Source organism: Sphingopyxis sp. 113P3, from assembly GCF_001278035.1.
In the GTDB taxonomy this organism is placed as follows: Bacteria; Pseudomonadota; Alphaproteobacteria; order Sphingomonadales; family Sphingomonadaceae; genus Sphingopyxis.
In genome coordinates this window covers 1,287,712-1,302,366 of record NZ_CP009452.1, presented here as the reverse complement: position 1 = coordinate 1,302,366, position 14,655 = coordinate 1,287,712, and the positions used below count along the sequence as shown (strand labels likewise).

General features: G+C 63.9%; 14 protein-coding genes, 1 tRNA gene and 1 pseudogene. 7 read left to right on the top strand and 9 right to left on the bottom strand.

The annotated features are described in order from the left end of the window. Positions 1-82: 82 nt before the first annotated feature. A complete protein-coding gene (locus tag LH20_RS06240) occupies positions 83-1,819 on the top strand; it encodes a TonB-dependent receptor plug domain-containing protein (protein ID WP_053553472.1) in 1,737 nt (578 codons plus the stop codon). Continuing rightward, entirely contained in the window at positions 1,797-3,101 is a 1,305-nt protein-coding gene (locus LH20_RS06235) for an IS701 family transposase (protein WP_053552719.1), read from the top strand. Before LH20_RS06240 ends, LH20_RS06235 begins: the two co-directional genes overlap by 23 nt. A 59-nt stretch (positions 3,102-3,160) precedes the next feature. Here the strand turns inward: LH20_RS06235 and LH20_RS22810 are convergent. Next, positions 3,161-3,918 (bottom strand): IS5 family transposase gene (locus tag LH20_RS22810; protein ID WP_144423485.1). Its coding sequence is split into 2 segments (ribosomal slippage): positions 3,161-3,585 and positions 3,585-3,918, totalling 759 coding nucleotides; the frame shifts between segments, so codons are not numbered across the junction. A 96-nt stretch (positions 3,919-4,014) separates the two neighbouring features. Between LH20_RS22810 and LH20_RS06220 the strand changes: the two genes are divergently transcribed. The 5 genes and pseudogenes from LH20_RS06220 (at position 4,015) to LH20_RS06205 (ending at position 8,223) form a co-directional block, all read left to right on the top strand. Continuing rightward, positions 4,015-5,211, top strand: a complete 1,197-nt coding sequence (locus tag LH20_RS06220; RefSeq protein WP_053553471.1) for a TonB-dependent receptor domain-containing protein — start codon at positions 4,015-4,017, stop codon at positions 5,209-5,211. Then, positions 5,211-6,227, top strand: coding sequence for a phytase (locus tag LH20_RS06215; RefSeq protein ID WP_053553470.1), 1,017 nt, complete (start codon positions 5,211-5,213; stop codon positions 6,225-6,227). The genes LH20_RS06220 and LH20_RS06215 overlap by 1 nt, the downstream gene beginning before the upstream one ends. Positions 6,228-6,240: 13 nt before the next feature. After that, on the top strand, positions 6,241-7,542 hold the full coding sequence (locus LH20_RS06210; protein ID WP_053553469.1) for an alkaline phosphatase PhoX: 1,302 nt from the start codon (positions 6,241-6,243) through the stop codon (positions 7,540-7,542). Between the two features lie 22 nt (positions 7,543-7,564). After that, positions 7,565-7,672 (top strand): annotated as a pseudogene (locus tag LH20_RS24390) (hypothetical protein); the annotation flags it as partial. 14 nt (positions 7,673-7,686) lie between these two features. Continuing rightward, positions 7,687-8,223 carry a transposase gene (locus tag LH20_RS06205; RefSeq protein ID WP_144423536.1) on the top strand — a complete coding sequence of 179 codons (537 nt, stop codon included), beginning with the start codon at positions 7,687-7,689 and terminating at the stop codon, positions 8,221-8,223. A gap of 74 nt (positions 8,224-8,297) precedes the next feature. Here the strand turns inward: LH20_RS06205 and LH20_RS06200 are convergent. From LH20_RS06200 to LH20_RS06165, 8 genes are all read right to left on the bottom strand, one after another. Beyond that, positions 8,298-8,373 (bottom strand) — tRNA-Phe (locus tag LH20_RS06200). 96 nt (positions 8,374-8,469) lie between these two features. Beyond that, complete coding sequence (locus LH20_RS06195; protein WP_053553468.1) at positions 8,470-8,664, bottom strand: DNA gyrase inhibitor YacG; 195 nt, start codon at positions 8,662-8,664, stop codon at positions 8,470-8,472. After that, positions 8,654-9,628: a ribonuclease gene (locus LH20_RS06190; protein ID WP_053553467.1), complete on the bottom strand. Its 975-nt coding sequence runs from the start codon at positions 9,626-9,628 to the stop codon at positions 8,654-8,656. Before LH20_RS06190 ends, LH20_RS06195 begins: the two co-directional genes overlap by 11 nt. Further along, positions 9,621-10,193, bottom strand: a complete 573-nt coding sequence (locus LH20_RS06185) for a Maf family protein (protein ID WP_053553466.1) — start codon at positions 10,191-10,193, stop codon at positions 9,621-9,623. Before LH20_RS06185 ends, LH20_RS06190 begins: the two co-directional genes overlap by 8 nt. Positions 10,194-10,219: 26 nt before the next feature. After that, positions 10,220-10,438: a translation initiation factor IF-1 gene (gene infA, locus LH20_RS06180; RefSeq protein WP_003049127.1), complete on the bottom strand. Its 219-nt coding sequence runs from the start codon at positions 10,436-10,438 to the stop codon at positions 10,220-10,222. Positions 10,439-10,624: 186 nt separating this feature from the next. Next, on the bottom strand, positions 10,625-11,491 hold the full coding sequence (locus LH20_RS06175) for a transcriptional regulator (RefSeq protein WP_053553465.1): 867 nt from the start codon (positions 11,489-11,491) through the stop codon (positions 10,625-10,627). Next, positions 11,488-12,672, bottom strand: coding sequence for a GNAT family N-acetyltransferase (locus tag LH20_RS06170; RefSeq protein WP_053553464.1), 1,185 nt, complete (start codon positions 12,670-12,672; stop codon positions 11,488-11,490). The genes LH20_RS06175 and LH20_RS06170 overlap by 4 nt, the downstream gene beginning before the upstream one ends. A gap of 80 nt (positions 12,673-12,752) precedes the next feature. Continuing rightward, the gene (locus tag LH20_RS06165) at positions 12,753-14,648 is read right to left on the bottom strand and encodes an XrtA/PEP-CTERM system amidotransferase (protein WP_053553463.1); all 1,896 of its coding nucleotides are present in this window, start codon (positions 14,646-14,648) and stop codon (positions 12,753-12,755) included. Between the last annotated feature and the right edge of the window lie 7 nt (positions 14,649-14,655).

The following is a 14,655-nucleotide window of genomic DNA, read 5'->3' as shown; positions in this document are numbered from 1 at the left end:
CACACAACTGCAGGGGAACTGTCTGAAAACTGAAACTCCGCTGGTCTAGCGCCCGCCCCAAACAGGGACGGAGTCTAGATCAATGAATACCACCCGGCTGCTTGCGACTGTGTCGTTGCCTGCTCTCGCCATCCTTACCGCAACGCCTGCTCTTGCCGGAGAAGTCGTCGGCACCGTGATCGATGCTTCGCAAACGGTTGCGCTGCGGGCTGCCAAAGTGCGCATCGTTGAACTTGGCCGCGTCGCTACGACTACTGCCGACGGCAGCTTCTACCTGCCCGACCTACCCGCAGGGGACTACACGCTGGAAGTGCGTTACGTCGGTGCCGAAACCGTGCGGCAGCGCGTGATGGTTCCCGAAACGGGCGAGGTTGCCGTCACGATCACCGTGGGTGGCGCCACCGCCCGGGAAATCCTGGTCATTGGCCAGAGCGCGAACCTGGCAAGCGCGCTCTCGCGCAAACGCTCATCGGACACTGTCAGCGACGTGTTGTCACGCGACGCCATTGGCCAGTTCCCCGACCAGAACGTTGCCGAATCGCTGCGCCGCCTGCCAGGTATCAACATCCTCAACGACCAGGGCGAGGGGCGCTTTGTCTCGATCCGTGGTCTCGATCCCGAACTCAACTCGACCTCGCTCAACGGCGTGCGCCTGCCTGCGCCCGAATCGGACGTGCGCTCGGTTGCGCTCGACGTCGTGTCGAGCGACATCATCGAATCGATCGAAGTGAAGAAGTCGCTCACGCCCGACATGGATGCCGACACTATCGGCGCCTCGGTCGAGATCGAAACGACCAGCGCGTTCGCGCGCAAGAAGGACCTGCTGACCGCGAAACTGGAAGGCAGCTACAATGACTATTCGGGCGATGTGACGCCCAAGGGCAGCTTCGATTTCGCGACGAAGCTGTCCGACGCCGTCGGAATTTCAGGCGGCATTTCGTATTACAAGCGCAAGTTCGAAACCGACAACATAGAAGCAGACGACTGGGTCGATGCCGGCGGCGGCGTCTTCCCTGCAACGGTCGAGTACCGCGATTACGACGTCGAGCGCGAACGCATCAGTGGCACTCTGGGCCTCGATTTCAAGGTTGGTGGCAGCACCGAGCTTTACGTCAAGGGCACCTTCAGTCAGTTCGACGACCAGGAATTCCGCCGCCGTACGACGTTCGACCTTGGCGATTTCGAAGACGACGGCCCGAGCAGCTTCAACAGCGCGAACGCCACCTTCTCCGACGCCGACCAGGAATACACGGTTGAGCGCGACATCAAGGATCGTTTCGAGCGCCAGCGGATCTGGTCGATCGTCGCTGGCGGTGAAACGCACAACGACGGCTGGCACCTCGAATACCTCGCGAGCTATGCCAAGGCGTCAGAGAAGGAATCCGGCTCACTCGACCCGGTCCAGTTCGAGCGAGATTTCGACGGTGACGGCGTGGTCGTCGGCTTCGACTATTCCGACCCACGTGTGCCGATATATTCGGTTGCTGGCAACGTAGGGGCATTCTCCGATCCTGCCGGGTACGAACTCAACGACATCGAGCTGACCAAGCTCTCGGACTCGCAGGACGAGGAATGGTCGGTGAAGTTGGACGTTGGTCGCGAGATATTCCTCGATTCTGGCACGTTCACCGTACAGGCCGGTTTCAAGGGCCGTTGGCGCGACAAGAGCTATGCCAAGGAAGTCGAGTTCTACGAACATGACGACCTAGCACTACTTTGGCAGAAATGTGATTTTTGGGATTCCCAAAAGGAGATTTCCCTGATTCATGGGGAGCCAGCTTTTATGGAGGCTGGCGATGTCAGAGGATTGGCGCAATGATCTTGAGGTTTGGCTGACGCCATTTTTGTCGGCGTTGCGGCACAAGGCGCGGAAGCGTGTGTGCCCGGCCTATATCGCGGGATTGATCGGCCCCGGTGACCGCAAGAGCGTGCAGCCGATGGCGGCTCGTGATGGTGAGTTTGGCTACGACCAACTGCATCATTTCGTCGCGGACGGGGTGTGGGATAGTGCGCCGCTCGAGGCTGTTCTTCTGAAGGAAGCCGATCGTCTGGTTGGAGACGAAGCGGGATATCTGGTCATTGACGATACTGCCTTGCCGAAGAAGGGCCGTCATTCGGTCGGCGTGGCTGCGCAATACGCCTCCTCCCTTGGCAAGACCTCGAACTGCCAATCCCTCGTTTCGGTGACGCTAGCGTCCGGGGAGGTTCCGGTGATGGTGGGCCTGCGGCTCTTTTTGCCTGAAAGCTGGACGGACGACGCCCCCCGCATGGAGCGCGCCCGTGTCCCCCAGGAGCGACAAGTCGCTCGCACAAAGCCGGAGATCGCTATCGAGGAGATCGATCGGGTCATTGCCTCGGGCACTCGGTTCGGCTGCGTTCTAGCCGACGCCGGCTACGGGGCGAGCGGCCCCTTCCGCCAGGCTCTGAGCGAGCGTGGTTTGCGGTGGGCGGTGGGCATGTCACGGCGTCAGAATGTCTATCCGGCAGACACCGGGCTGATCTTTCCCGAGGCAGCAACAGGCAGGCGCCGCAAATATCACGTCCCCGACCGCACCGCCGTTTCTGCCGAAAAGATGCTGGGAGAAGAAAAATGGAAGAAAATCAGCTGGCGACGCGGGACCAAAGGCAAGCTGACCTGTAAATTTGCGGCATGCCGCGTCCGGGTGGCCGATGGCCACAGGCACCGCATGAGTGACGGGCGGGTCCAGGCCATGCCCAGCGAGGAGGAAGTCTGGCTGGTGGGGGAACGGCGCGAAAGCGGAGAGCAAAAATACTATCTCTCGAACTTGCCAGCCGACACGCCGATCAAGGCGCTCGCCGGTGCCATCAAGGCGCGGTGGATCTGCGAGCAGGCGCATCAGCAGCTGAAGGAGGAACTCGGTCTCGACCACTTTGAGGGCCGATCATGGACCGGACTACACCGACACGCGCTGATGACGATGATCGCCTATGCCTTTCTTCAGTCCCGCCGTCTAAGCGCAGCGGGGCGGAAAAAAAAGAAACTCGGGACCGCCGCCGCAACCGACCATGCCTGCCGTCAGGCAGGCGATAATCAACCTCTTCGCAAGACCGCCACCGACGATCTGCCCTCACTGCAATAAACTGGTTACAGCGACCGATCCGAATAATCTGCCAAAGTAGTGCTAGGGTCGAGACTCAATCACAGCCAGAAGGCGACGGCAGCGGCGAGGCTTACGGCGGATAGGAAGTTGCGGGCGAGCTTGTCGTAACGAGTAGCGATGCGGCGGAAGTCCTTGAGGCGGCAGAACATGGCCTCGACCCGCCAGCGGTCCTTGTAGCGGCGTTCGTCATACTGGATCGGGCGCTTGCGGTTGCGCCGTCCGGGGATCACCGGGATCGTGCCCTGCTCTCGTAAGGCGGCCCTGATGCGGTTCGCGTCGTAGCCACGGTCGGCGATCACCCGCTTCATGCCGATAGTTTCACCGATCAGTAGGTCTGCGCCTTTCACATCAGATGTGTTGCCGGGCGTCAGGACGAGGCGCAGTGGTCTTCCGAGAACATCGACAAGCGCGTGGATCTTCGTTGTCCTGCCTCCACGCGAGATGCCAATGGCATTGGCCCGCGCCCCCCTTTTGCGCCACCGGCAGAGCGGTGAGCCTTGATGTAGCTGCTGTCGATCTGGCCGGTCTCCGCGATCCAGCCTTGCTCGGTCAGCGCCGCCAGGATGCGCGTCCAGATGCCGCGGCGGCTCCACCGGTTCCAGCGATTGTAGACCGTCGTCGAAGGGCCGTATTCGGACGGGCAGTCCGCCCAGCGGCCACCACACTTGAGCATGTGGATGATGCCCGAGATCACCCTGCGATCATCGACCCGCCGCGCTCCGGGCTGGTTCTTCGGCAGGTGGGGCTCGATCGCCCGCCATGCTTCATCCGACAGCCAGAACAACGAACGCGACATCTCCAACAGCCTCCTGCTTCAGTGGAGACTCCCTGAATCAATGTACACGCCGATTTTCAAGAGGCTGATTGAGTTTGGACCCTAACGCTGGCCGACGTGGTCGGAGAGCAAACCTACCGCATAACCGACATCGGGCCGGTGGCGAGTTTCAAGGGGGCAACCAACTTCTTCTACGACAACCTTGGCCAGTTCGAGCTGCAGGACGTTGACACCCAGTTCGATTCAGCTGCCGACGATTATGCGGTGAGCGAGGACATCATGGCTGGCTACCTGCTCGGCCGTTACGAGACTTCCGCGCTGCGCGTCATTGGCGGTGTCCGCTACGAGCACACCTCGAACGATATATCCGGCAACCTCGTCACGCTGATCGAGGAAGACGGCACACTGCCCGATGGCTCAATCGCTGGCGACGACACCGTGTTCGTCACGCCCGTCATGTTCGAGAAAAAATACAGCGACTGGCTGCCAAGCCTCAACATTCGCTATGAGGCGCAGCCCGACGTGATCCTGCGTCTTGCCGGGTACAAGAGCCTTGTGCGCCCTAAGCTGTCCAAGCTCGCGCCGCGCTTCATGGTCGAGGAAAACGACGAGGGCGAGCGCGAGGGCGAATTCGGCAACCCGGCGCTCAAGCCCTACAAGGCGTGGAACTTCGATGCCTCGGCCGAATATTACTTCGGTCGCAACGCCGCGCTGACAGCCGCGTTCTTCTACAAGGACATCAAGAACTACATCGTCGATACAGTGCGTGAGGACGATACCTTCAACGGCATTGCCTTCAACGAGGCGGTGATCCCGATCAATGGGCCGAGCGCGGAGGTTTGGGGAATCGAACTGGGCTTCTCCAAGGCGTTCACCGAACTACCCGAGCCGTTCGACGGGCTGCTAGTCCAGGCAAACTATACCTACACCGACGCCAGCGGCATGGTCCCGATAGACGGTGACGCCACCGACCTTCGCAAGATCAGCCTGCCGTCCACCTCGAAGCACACCGCCAATGTGACGCTGGGCTATGAGAAGGGGCCGTTCTCGATCCGGCTGGCTGGCACTTACCGCGACAAGTACCTCGACGAGATGGGCGACGAGGCGGATTTCGACCGCTACGTCGACGATCACTTCCAGCTCGATCTCAGCGCGAAATACCGTGTCAACGACACGATCCAGCTCTATTACGAGTGGGTGAACATCAACGACGCCAAATACTTTGCCTACAACACGCTGGGCGGCGGCCAGAACCTCTACCAGTACGAGCGCTATAACTGGACGATGAAGTTCGGCGCGCGGCTGACGTTCTGATGCGCGTGCTTGTTTCTCTTTCGGGCGCAGTGGCGCTCGCGGGCTGCGCGATGACTCCACCGGTCAATTCGCTCCCGGCGGTGGTCGTCTCCGCTTCGGGCGAGACCGAGCCCGTCGGTACCGCCAATGCCGACGCGGCGGACGATCCCGCAATCTGGCGCAATCCCGCTGACCCGGCGCAAAGCCTGATCGTCGCGACCGACAAGAAAGCGGGGCTTTACGTCTACGGCTTGGACGGCAAGCAGCGCGGGTCCTTCGCGGCGGGACTGGTCAACAATGTCGACCTCGTCGATCTTGGTGAGGCGGGATTGATCGTCGCTGCGAGCGACCGCAACGACCCGGCCAATGCGGCGATACAGGTCTTCCGTCTCGATACCGCAACCGGCGAACTCTCGCTACTCGGCAAAGGGCAGGTGGGGGCGGGCGAAGGGTACGGTTTCTGCATGGCTCGGATCGGCGATGAGGTGCGCACCTATTCGCCGTTGAAGAACGGCACTGTCAGCGAGATCGCGATCGATCTTGTGCCAGCGCTTTCCTTCCGCCCGCTGCGTACCCTGCGCGTTGCCACCCAGCCCGAAGGCTGCGTCGTCGATCCGCGTGACGGCACGCTTTATGTCGGTGAGGAAACGCGTGGCATCTGGCGTTTTGCGCCCGGTGCAACCGAAGGCGAACTCGTCACTGAAACCGACGGCAAGCAATTGGTCGCCGATGTCGAGGGGCTGGCGATCTGGCCCGAAGGCGAGAACGGCGGGTTCCTTGTCGCCTCGAGTCAGGGCGATAACGCCTACGCGCTTTTTCGCCTGCCCGGCATGGAACCAGCCGGTCGCTTTCGCATTGCCGCTGGCACATACGGCGCGACGCAAGAAACCGACGGGATAGATCTCGTACCCGGCGATTTCGGAACTGCCTACCCAAACGGGCTGTTCGTGGCCCAAGACGGCGACAACCGGCCCTACGCGCAAAACTTCAAGCTGGTATCTTGGCAGGCGATCCTTGAAGCGACAGGTAATCAGTAAAGGCATTGGGGCAATGAACACCGACAGGCGAACGTTCCTTGCAACCGGCAGCGCGTTCGCCGCGCTGCTTGCCAGCGGCTGCGTCGCGCGACAGTCGGCGTTGACCGGCGCGACCTCGGCCAGCCCTTACGGCGCGCTGAAGCTGGACCCGGCGGGCCTGCTCGACCTGCCGGAAAAGGGCTTTTCGTACCGCGTGATCTCGCGCCTTGGCGACGCGATGGACGACGGTGGCACTGTGCCAGATCGCGCGGACGGGATGGGCTGTTTCGATCTCGGCGGCGGCAAGATCGCGCTGGTGCGCAATCACGAACTGAAAGTGCAGCACGACGCGGGTGGCGCGCTCGCCTCGGGCTTTGACAAGCGCATCGGCGGCGCGGTGCTGCCTGGCGGGACGACCACGCTGGTGCTCGATGCCGCGACGCTTGAAGTCGAACGCGAATACCGCTCGCTCGCGGGCACGATCCGCAATTGCGCCGGTGGCATCACGCCCTGGGGCAGTTGGCTGTCCTGCGAGGAAGATGTCACGCGCGCGGGCGAAGGCGTTGGGCACGATCACGGATGGGTGTTCGAGGTTCCAGCGACGGCGCCTGGTCTGATTGATCCGGTTCCGGTCAAGGCGATGGGGCGTTTCAATCATGAAGCTGCGGCGGTCGATCCCGAAACCGGCATCGTCTACATGACCGAGGATCGCGACGACGGCCTCGTTTACCGATTCATTCCAAACACGCCCACCAATCTCGTCAATGGCGGCAAGCTCCAGGCGCTCGCGATGGACGGCATTGCCGACAGCCGCAACTGGAACGATGCGGCGCTGGCTACCGGCACCATGCGAAGCGTCCGCTGGGTCGATCTCGATAATGTCGAAAGCCCAGACGACGACCTGCGTCTGCGCGGCGCCGCGAAAGGGGCAATGCTGTTCGCGCGTGGCGAGGGCATTCATATGGGCGCTGGCGAACTCTATTTCTGCTGTACCTCCGGTGGCGCGGCTAAGCTAGGACAGGTGTTCCGGTTCGTCCCTGGCGCCGACCGGCTCGAGCTCTTTTTCGAAAGCACGTCTCCCGACCAGTTCAACTACGGCGACAACCTCACCGTGTCGCCTAACGGCCACCTGATTGTGTGCGAGGACCAGTATACCGACGTGGTCGATAACCACCTGCGCGGCATTACGCCGGATGGGCTTGCCTATCCGTTCGCGCGGCTACGCACCCAGACCGAGCTTGCCGGGGCCTGCTGGTCGCCCGACGGGCGAACTCTATTCGTCAATGCCTATAGCCCGACCGCCACGCTGGCCATTTCCGGGCCATGGGTGAGTTGACCCACTCGCCGTCGGCCTTGCCATATCGATTGCATTTGGCGTCTCCAGCCCGGCACTCGCTGATGGCGATGTTCGCTGCAATGCGGGGCCGCAAGACAAGTGGCAGCCTGTCACCAAGCTGAAGAAACAAGCCTGGCTGGAAGGTTGGGAAGTGCTCAAGGTACAGGTCGAAAGGGACTGCTACGAGGTCGGCTGCTCAACCAGCATTTCCTCGAAGGATGGAAGCGCTTCGATCCCGAGGGCCGAAAGAATCGCGGGCTGCTCAGTTTGATGCGGCGCCATCGATGGAAGCTAAGCGAAGAACAGCGCAAAAGGCTGGCCGTCTACCTGAAAGCCAATCCGGTGCTCGAAGCCCTCTACACTGCCAAGCAGGACATGGCCCTCCTGCTGACGCAAAAATCCCTCAATGCCAAAAAGGCCAGCCAGCTTATCCCCGACCTGCTCAGGCTGATCGATCAGTTCGCCGCCAGCCCCCTCAAGTCCCTCGCCGATACCCTGACCAGCTGGCTCGAGCCCGTCGCCCGCATGTGGCGCTTTTCCAGGAACAATGGAATCACCGAGGGCTTTCACACAAAGATGGAGATGATCTCGCGCCGCGCGTTCGGCTTCCGCAACTTTCACAACTACCGCTTGCGCGTGCTCGCTCTTTGCGGTTGGAATGGCGTCATCAATCGGGTCTGATCCACCCTCATCCCCCGTTCACGGGGAAGAGCCCGAATTTTTTGGGATGATCTGGGATGGCCTGAATAAGGCCGTGGTGCCCGGGGGCGGGATCGAACCACCGACACTGCGATTTTCAGTCGCATGCTCTACCAACTGAGCTACCCGGGCACGGGCTCCGCAAGGCCGGTCGGCCTGCTGGCGAGCGGCGGCTATAGGCAGGCCATTTCGTCCTGTCCAGTGGCTTTATCGCCCTATTTTTGCGTATCAGCCTTCGTCGAAACGATCATCGTCAGCGGTCCCATCGGGCGGCTGGTCAACCGGCACGCGGTAGCCCTCATCGAACCAGCGGTTGAGGTCGCGGTCGCGGCAACCGCGACTGCAAAATGGCTTATATTCCTCGACGCGCGGTTTGCCGCAGAGCGGGCACCGGCGCGGCCTTGCGAAGGCCTCATTGGGCATGACCTGCTCCTCTCATGGCGGCGTCAACCGCGATCGCGACCGGTCGCCCCGTGCGCCGCTCAAGTTCGGCGATCCAGCCAGGATGCGTCCTGATATGATCGGCAACGGCCGGACGCGCGGTGAGTTGCAAAGGTCCGTGGCCAACGGCGCGCTCGGCCTGGCGGAGCAGCGCCGCCGCGTCGGTCGCGGCCGCGCCGAAACGCACCTGCTCGACGAGCGATGGCCGCTCGCGCCGGCGGACGATCTGCAGGAAGCCGAAGCCATTGGTCGCGGTGCGCTCGAAGGGCTGAGGCAGCAGCGCGTCGATCAGCGCATCGATCGCCTGCCGCTCGGCGCGTCCGGGAAGCGAGGGAAAGTCGATACCGATCGAGCCGCCAATATCGCAGCACCGGATAAGGTGCGCCGCCGCCGCCGCTCCCGCCTTGGCAAGCGCGAAGCCATCGCCCTCGCCGTCGATGTCAATGAGCAGCATAGCGGGCGTTGCGTCGACCCACAGCGCGCCGCTTGCAAACGGCCAATGCCCCGTGCGCACATGGTCGATAAGCTCTGACCAGCCGGCCTCCTCGAAAAGGTCGCCCCCCCTTGCCTGCGCATCGGTGACAGGAAGGCCCGCCGCCTCGATGCGCGCCCGCAGGTCGGGACCATCTGAAAGAGGGGTTCCCGCCTCGGCAAGGCGGGCCCGGGCGGGCTTGTCGCGCCCGCGCTCGCGCAGGGCCATGCGCGTAATCTCAACGGTAAGACGCGCGCCGATCGAGGCGCCCGGAGGCACGCCACCGATAGTCGCCGCCGGTTCGCCAGGCGCATCGAGAAGGAGCCGGCCCGCTTCAACGAGCCGCGCGCCGAGCACGGCACCGACGCGGGGGCCTTCGCTCTCGCGCTCGAGCCGCGCCTCGATGATCCGGCCGTCCTCGATGAGCGCGGCGCGCGCTTCGCCGATTCCGGCCTCGTAGACCCACTCAGCCAAGCGGCACGCCAGCGGCGCTCAAGAGCGCGCGCGTCTCGAAAAGCGGCAGGCCCACCACGTTCGAATGGCTCCCCGAGAGGAAACGTACGAACGTCTCGGCGCGTCCCTGGATGGCATAGCCACCCGCCTTTCCCATTCCCTCGCCGCTTGCGACATACCAGTCGATCTCCTCGGGGCTCAGCACCTTGAAGGCAACGACCGTATCGACAACGCGCACACGCGGTTTCCCGTCCGCATCGACGACGCAGACACCCGACCAGACACGGTGCCGGCGGCCCGAAAGCAAGCCGAGCATGCGCCGTAAGTCGGCCTCGTCGGCGGGCTTTTCGAGAATGCGGCGTCCGGCGGCGACGGTCGTATCGCCCGCGAGTACGACCTCGCCGGCAGCGCGCTTTACTGCAAACGCCTTGCACTCGGCGAGGCGGGCGACATAGGCGCGCGGAAGCTCACCCTTCTGCGGGGTTTCATCGATGTCGGGGGCGACGATGCGGGTGGGCGTCACGCCGATCCGCGCCAGCAATTCGCGCCGGCGCGGGGAAGTCGAGGCCAAAACCAGATTTCGCATGGGGGCGGAAGGTAAGGCCGCGCCGCTCACTTGAAGCGATAGGTGATCCGACCCTTGGTCAGGTCATAGGGGGTGAGTTCGACGAGCACTTCGTCGCCCACCAGCACGCGGATGCGGTTCTTGCGCATCTTGCCGGCCGTATGGCCGAGAATCTCGTGGTCGTTTTCCAGTCTGACGCGGAACATCGCGTTGGGAAGCAATTCGACCACCTGGCCGCGCATTTCCAGAAGTTCTTCTTTCGCCATCTATCCTCTATGGGCTCGAAATTTCAGGATGCGCGCCCATAACGCCAAATCGGCGCAATGGAAAGCAATCTGTCGAGTGCGCCCTCATTCTCTCTTTTATGCACCGGACCCAATCATCCGTTGCGCCAAAAGGCTCAAGCCGCGCCCGGGTACAACCCGAAGCCGCCGCACCCGAGAACTCAAGGATCAATGAACGAGGCGGAGCTTGCGCGCGATCCGCCAGCCGATCGTTTTAGCGCGGGCATGGGCCGGCCAGCGCGGCGGCATGGCGGGGTCAAATCCCATGCGCCGCAGCGCCGCGTTGGCCGCATGCGCCTCGGATTCGCGGTAGCTCCATTCGCTGCGCCAGGTGATCGAGAGCGAGATCGAGGGCGCGTCGCCATTGGCGACGAAATGCGGCGCCATCACCGGCATCAGCACCGCATCACCCGGGCCAAGCGGCACGCGCTGCTGTCCGCCTTCGAAGCTATCCTCCCAGGGCAGGTTTCGGTGACCGCCCGTGTGATAGCGCTCATGCTCGATGCGGTGCGCAAAGCGCTCGTCGCCTGCAGGCCAGACATTCATCACCTTGCGCCCCTTGAGCTGGAGCAGGATATTATGCTCAGGGTCGAAATGATAAGGGGTGATCGAGCCTGGCGACGAGATGAAGATAAAGCCCTGGGGGGTCAGCATCGCCCCGGTGCGCGGCTCGACGACAGGTTTCAGCTCTGCAAGCAGACCAAGCAGCAGATCGCGATAGGCGGGCTCGCTTTCGATGTTCTTGAGCACGGCCCAGCTCCGGTTCGTGTCGATCGTGCGGATCGTCTCGCCGATCGAAAGGCCGTTCGAGGGCACCTCTTCGGGTCGGATGCCGACCGGCAGGTCTCCGGGATTATATTCGACCTGCGCCGCGGGCAGCCGCTCGCCGAGATCGGCGAGCGCCACAAGCGACAGCAAGGGGTGGTCAGGCAATCGGTGACGGAGGAGGCCCGCCTCCAGGGGATAGAGGCGCTCCATCGCGTTCAGCGCTTCGGCAGGAAAAACGGGGCGAGAGATGGCTTGATGCACAGTCATGGCTGGTCCTGGATTTCGGCGGAACGCTTCCAGCGCCGCCATAAGGTTTCCACTTGGCGCAGCGCGGCGAAGCGCATGCGGTCGGCACGCCCCCCAAGCGGCACATTGACCCAGACGAGACGGCGCCGCTCGCGCCAGACGCTGTCGATCATGGGATGACCCGGCGCAGCGCAGCTGTCGGCCCAGGCAATTCGGGGATCGTTCAAGAGGTCAAGATTGGCCTGCTGAAGCAGCACGCCCGGCGAAAAGCGGGAATAATCCTCGTCGAACGCGGTCTTGAAGGAAAAGCCGCCGGGCGGCGAGAGGAAGCTCACCAGCATGGCGATCGGACGGCCGTCAAGATCAAGAGCGCGCAGATCAAGCCTGCCGGCAGCCGCCGCGCCCGTCAGCATCGCGCGAAACCAGGCTTGCGTATCGGCGTGGCTGGCGAGCGCGGAGCCCGCGCGTCCTTTCCAGCCGCGCGCCTCGAGCTCAAGGAAGGCATCGAGCCACGGGTCGAGCGCCTCGCCCTCCTGCCAGCGGCGAAAGGCAGGCGCGCCCAATTCCGCGAGCCGGCTTGCCTGCCTCCGCAACTCCTTGCGCTTTTTCGCGCGGACCGCTGCATCCCAATAGGCCTCGGGCGACAGATCGCTCTCGAGAAGCGCGCGCTCTTCGCGGTGGACCGTCACGGCCTCGCCGCCGCGCGCACGCGCCGCCTCGACGAGCGCGCGGTGGAGCGGCCCCTCCTCGGTGAGCCGCGGCAGATGGAGGAGCGTGCGCGCCCAAGGGGCCGCGTCGCACCATCCGAGCAGGATCGACCAAAACAATGTCTCGCATCCCGCTCGCACTAGCGGGGCGCCGTGAAAATGATTGGGATGCGCCCACCCCGCGACATGGCGCAGCGGAAGGCGCCCGTAGCGGGTCGCGGCGGCAAGAGGCATGACGCCGATCACCGGCCCTGCATGTCCATCGCGGACGATCACCAGCCGCGCTTGCCGGTCGGGGTCGAGCAAATGAAGCGCCGATTGGAGGCACCAGCGCTCGGCAAAGGGATTGGGCTCGCTCGCCTCTGCTGCGAGCGAGTCCCACGCGGCGGCCAAGTCGCTCGAAAGCGCGAGCGGGTCGGCAACGCGCACCGTAACCGGCGAAGCGCCGGCAGGCACCAGCGTGCCATCGACAGGAAAGGCGGGATGGACCGTCATCGGTGGCGAGCCTAGCGGCCAAGGGTTAAGATGCGGTGGCTATCGGGAGCGATCCCCGCGCGCAGGCGGGGCGGCAGCGGTCAGAGCCCGAACAGCCTGGCCAGCGACTTTTCGAGCATGAAATATTGCCAGATCAGCCGCCCGTGATCGCGCCTGCCCGACTGGTGCGCCGCGACGACGCGCTCGATTTCGGCCATGTCGAACCAGCCCGAGCGCGCAAGCGTCGAGGAGGTGGCGAGCGCGCGGGCCTCGCCCGCGAGCGCCCCGCGGAACCATTGCGAAACGGGCGTCACGAACCCCATTTTGGGGCGATAGAGAATGTCGCGGGGCAGATAGGGCTCCATCGCGCGCTTGAGCACTGCCTTTCCGGTTGTCCCCTTGACGCGCATTGCGGCGGGGAGGCTCGCGGCAAATTCGACAAGGCGGTAGTCGAGCAAGGGCTCGCGCGCTTCGAGGCTCACCGCCATGCTCATCCGGTCGGTCTTGGTCAATATGTCGCCGGGAAGCCAGATCTTGAGATCGGCATATTGCGCCCGGTCGAGGGGCTCGCGCGCCGGTGCCTTGCTCATCGCCTGCCAATAGCGCGCCTCGGCAACATGATCGCCGAGCGCCCGGCGGGCCGCATCGTTGAAGAGCCGCGCGCGCTGCGCAGGGCCCGTCACGCCGACCGCCTCGGCATAGCCTTCGGCTCCGCTTTTTGAGAGGCTCGCGAGCGTCGCGCGGGCGCGCAGCGGACGCGGCGCCCAGTCCATCTGCGGCCAGACGCGCGCGAGCGGGCCGAGCACGCCCTGGCGCAGGAAGGACGGAATCATTCCGCGCAGCCGTTCTTCCTGGTGCTGGAAGACGAGCCGCCGATAGCCGGCGAAAGCCTCGTCGGCGCCGTCCCCCGAGAGTGCGACCGTCACCTCCTCGCGCGCGAGCTCGCAGACCCGATATGTGGGCAGCGCGCTGGCATCGGCGAAGGGCTCGTCAAACATGTCGGCGATGCGATCGACGAGCGCGAAGTCGGCGGCGGCAACCTCGCGCGTCCTGTGGTCGGTCGCGAAGCGCTCGGCAATCTTGCGCGCATAGTCCGTTTCGTCGAGCGCGGCCTCGTCGAAGCCGATCGTGCAGGTCTTGACCGCCTTGGCGCTCGCCTCCGCCATCAGCGCGACAACCGCGCTAGAATCGACCCCGCCCGAGAGAAAGGCGCCGAGCGGCACGTCGGCGACCATGCGATCGCGCACCGCAGCGCGCATCAGATAGAGGAGATGTTCCGCCGCTTCGTCCTCGCTCGCGCGAATGCGCCGCGAAAAGTCGGGCGCCCACCAGGAGGAGGGTGCGGGCAGCGACTTGCCCCGTTCAAGGAGGAGAAAATGACCGGCGGGAAGCTTGTGCACCCCGGTGACAATGCAATTGTCGTCGGGGACGTAGCCGAGAGCCAGGAAATCCTCGACCGCTGACAGATTGGCCTCCTGCCGCAGGAGGGGGTGGCGCAGCAATCCCTTGAGCTCGGATGCAAAGGCAATCGAGCCGTCCGAAAGCCGGGCGTAGTGAAGCGGTTTCACCCCGAGCCGGTCGCGCGCGAGAAACAAGGCGCCGCGAGCGCGATCGTGGAGCGCGAAGGCAAACATGCCGTTGAGGCGCGACAGGCAGTCCGCGCCCCACTGCCGCCACGCCGCGATGATCACCTCGGTGTCGCCGCTGGTGCGGAAGCGGTGCCCATGATCCTCAAGTTCAGCGCGCAACTCGCGGAAATTATAGATTTCGCCGTTGTAGGTGAGCGTCACTTTCTCATCGTCGCTCGCCATCGGCTGCGGGCTGCCCGCGATGTCAATGATCGAGAGGCGAAGATGCGCAAGCCCCACGCCCGGCGCCGTCCACACGCCCGATCCGTCGGGTCCGCGGTGACCCATCGGCTCGAGCATCGCGCGCAGCCGCGCAGGATCGACCGGCTTTGCCGTTTCCAGATGATAGAGGCCCGCAATCCCGCACATGCGCGCG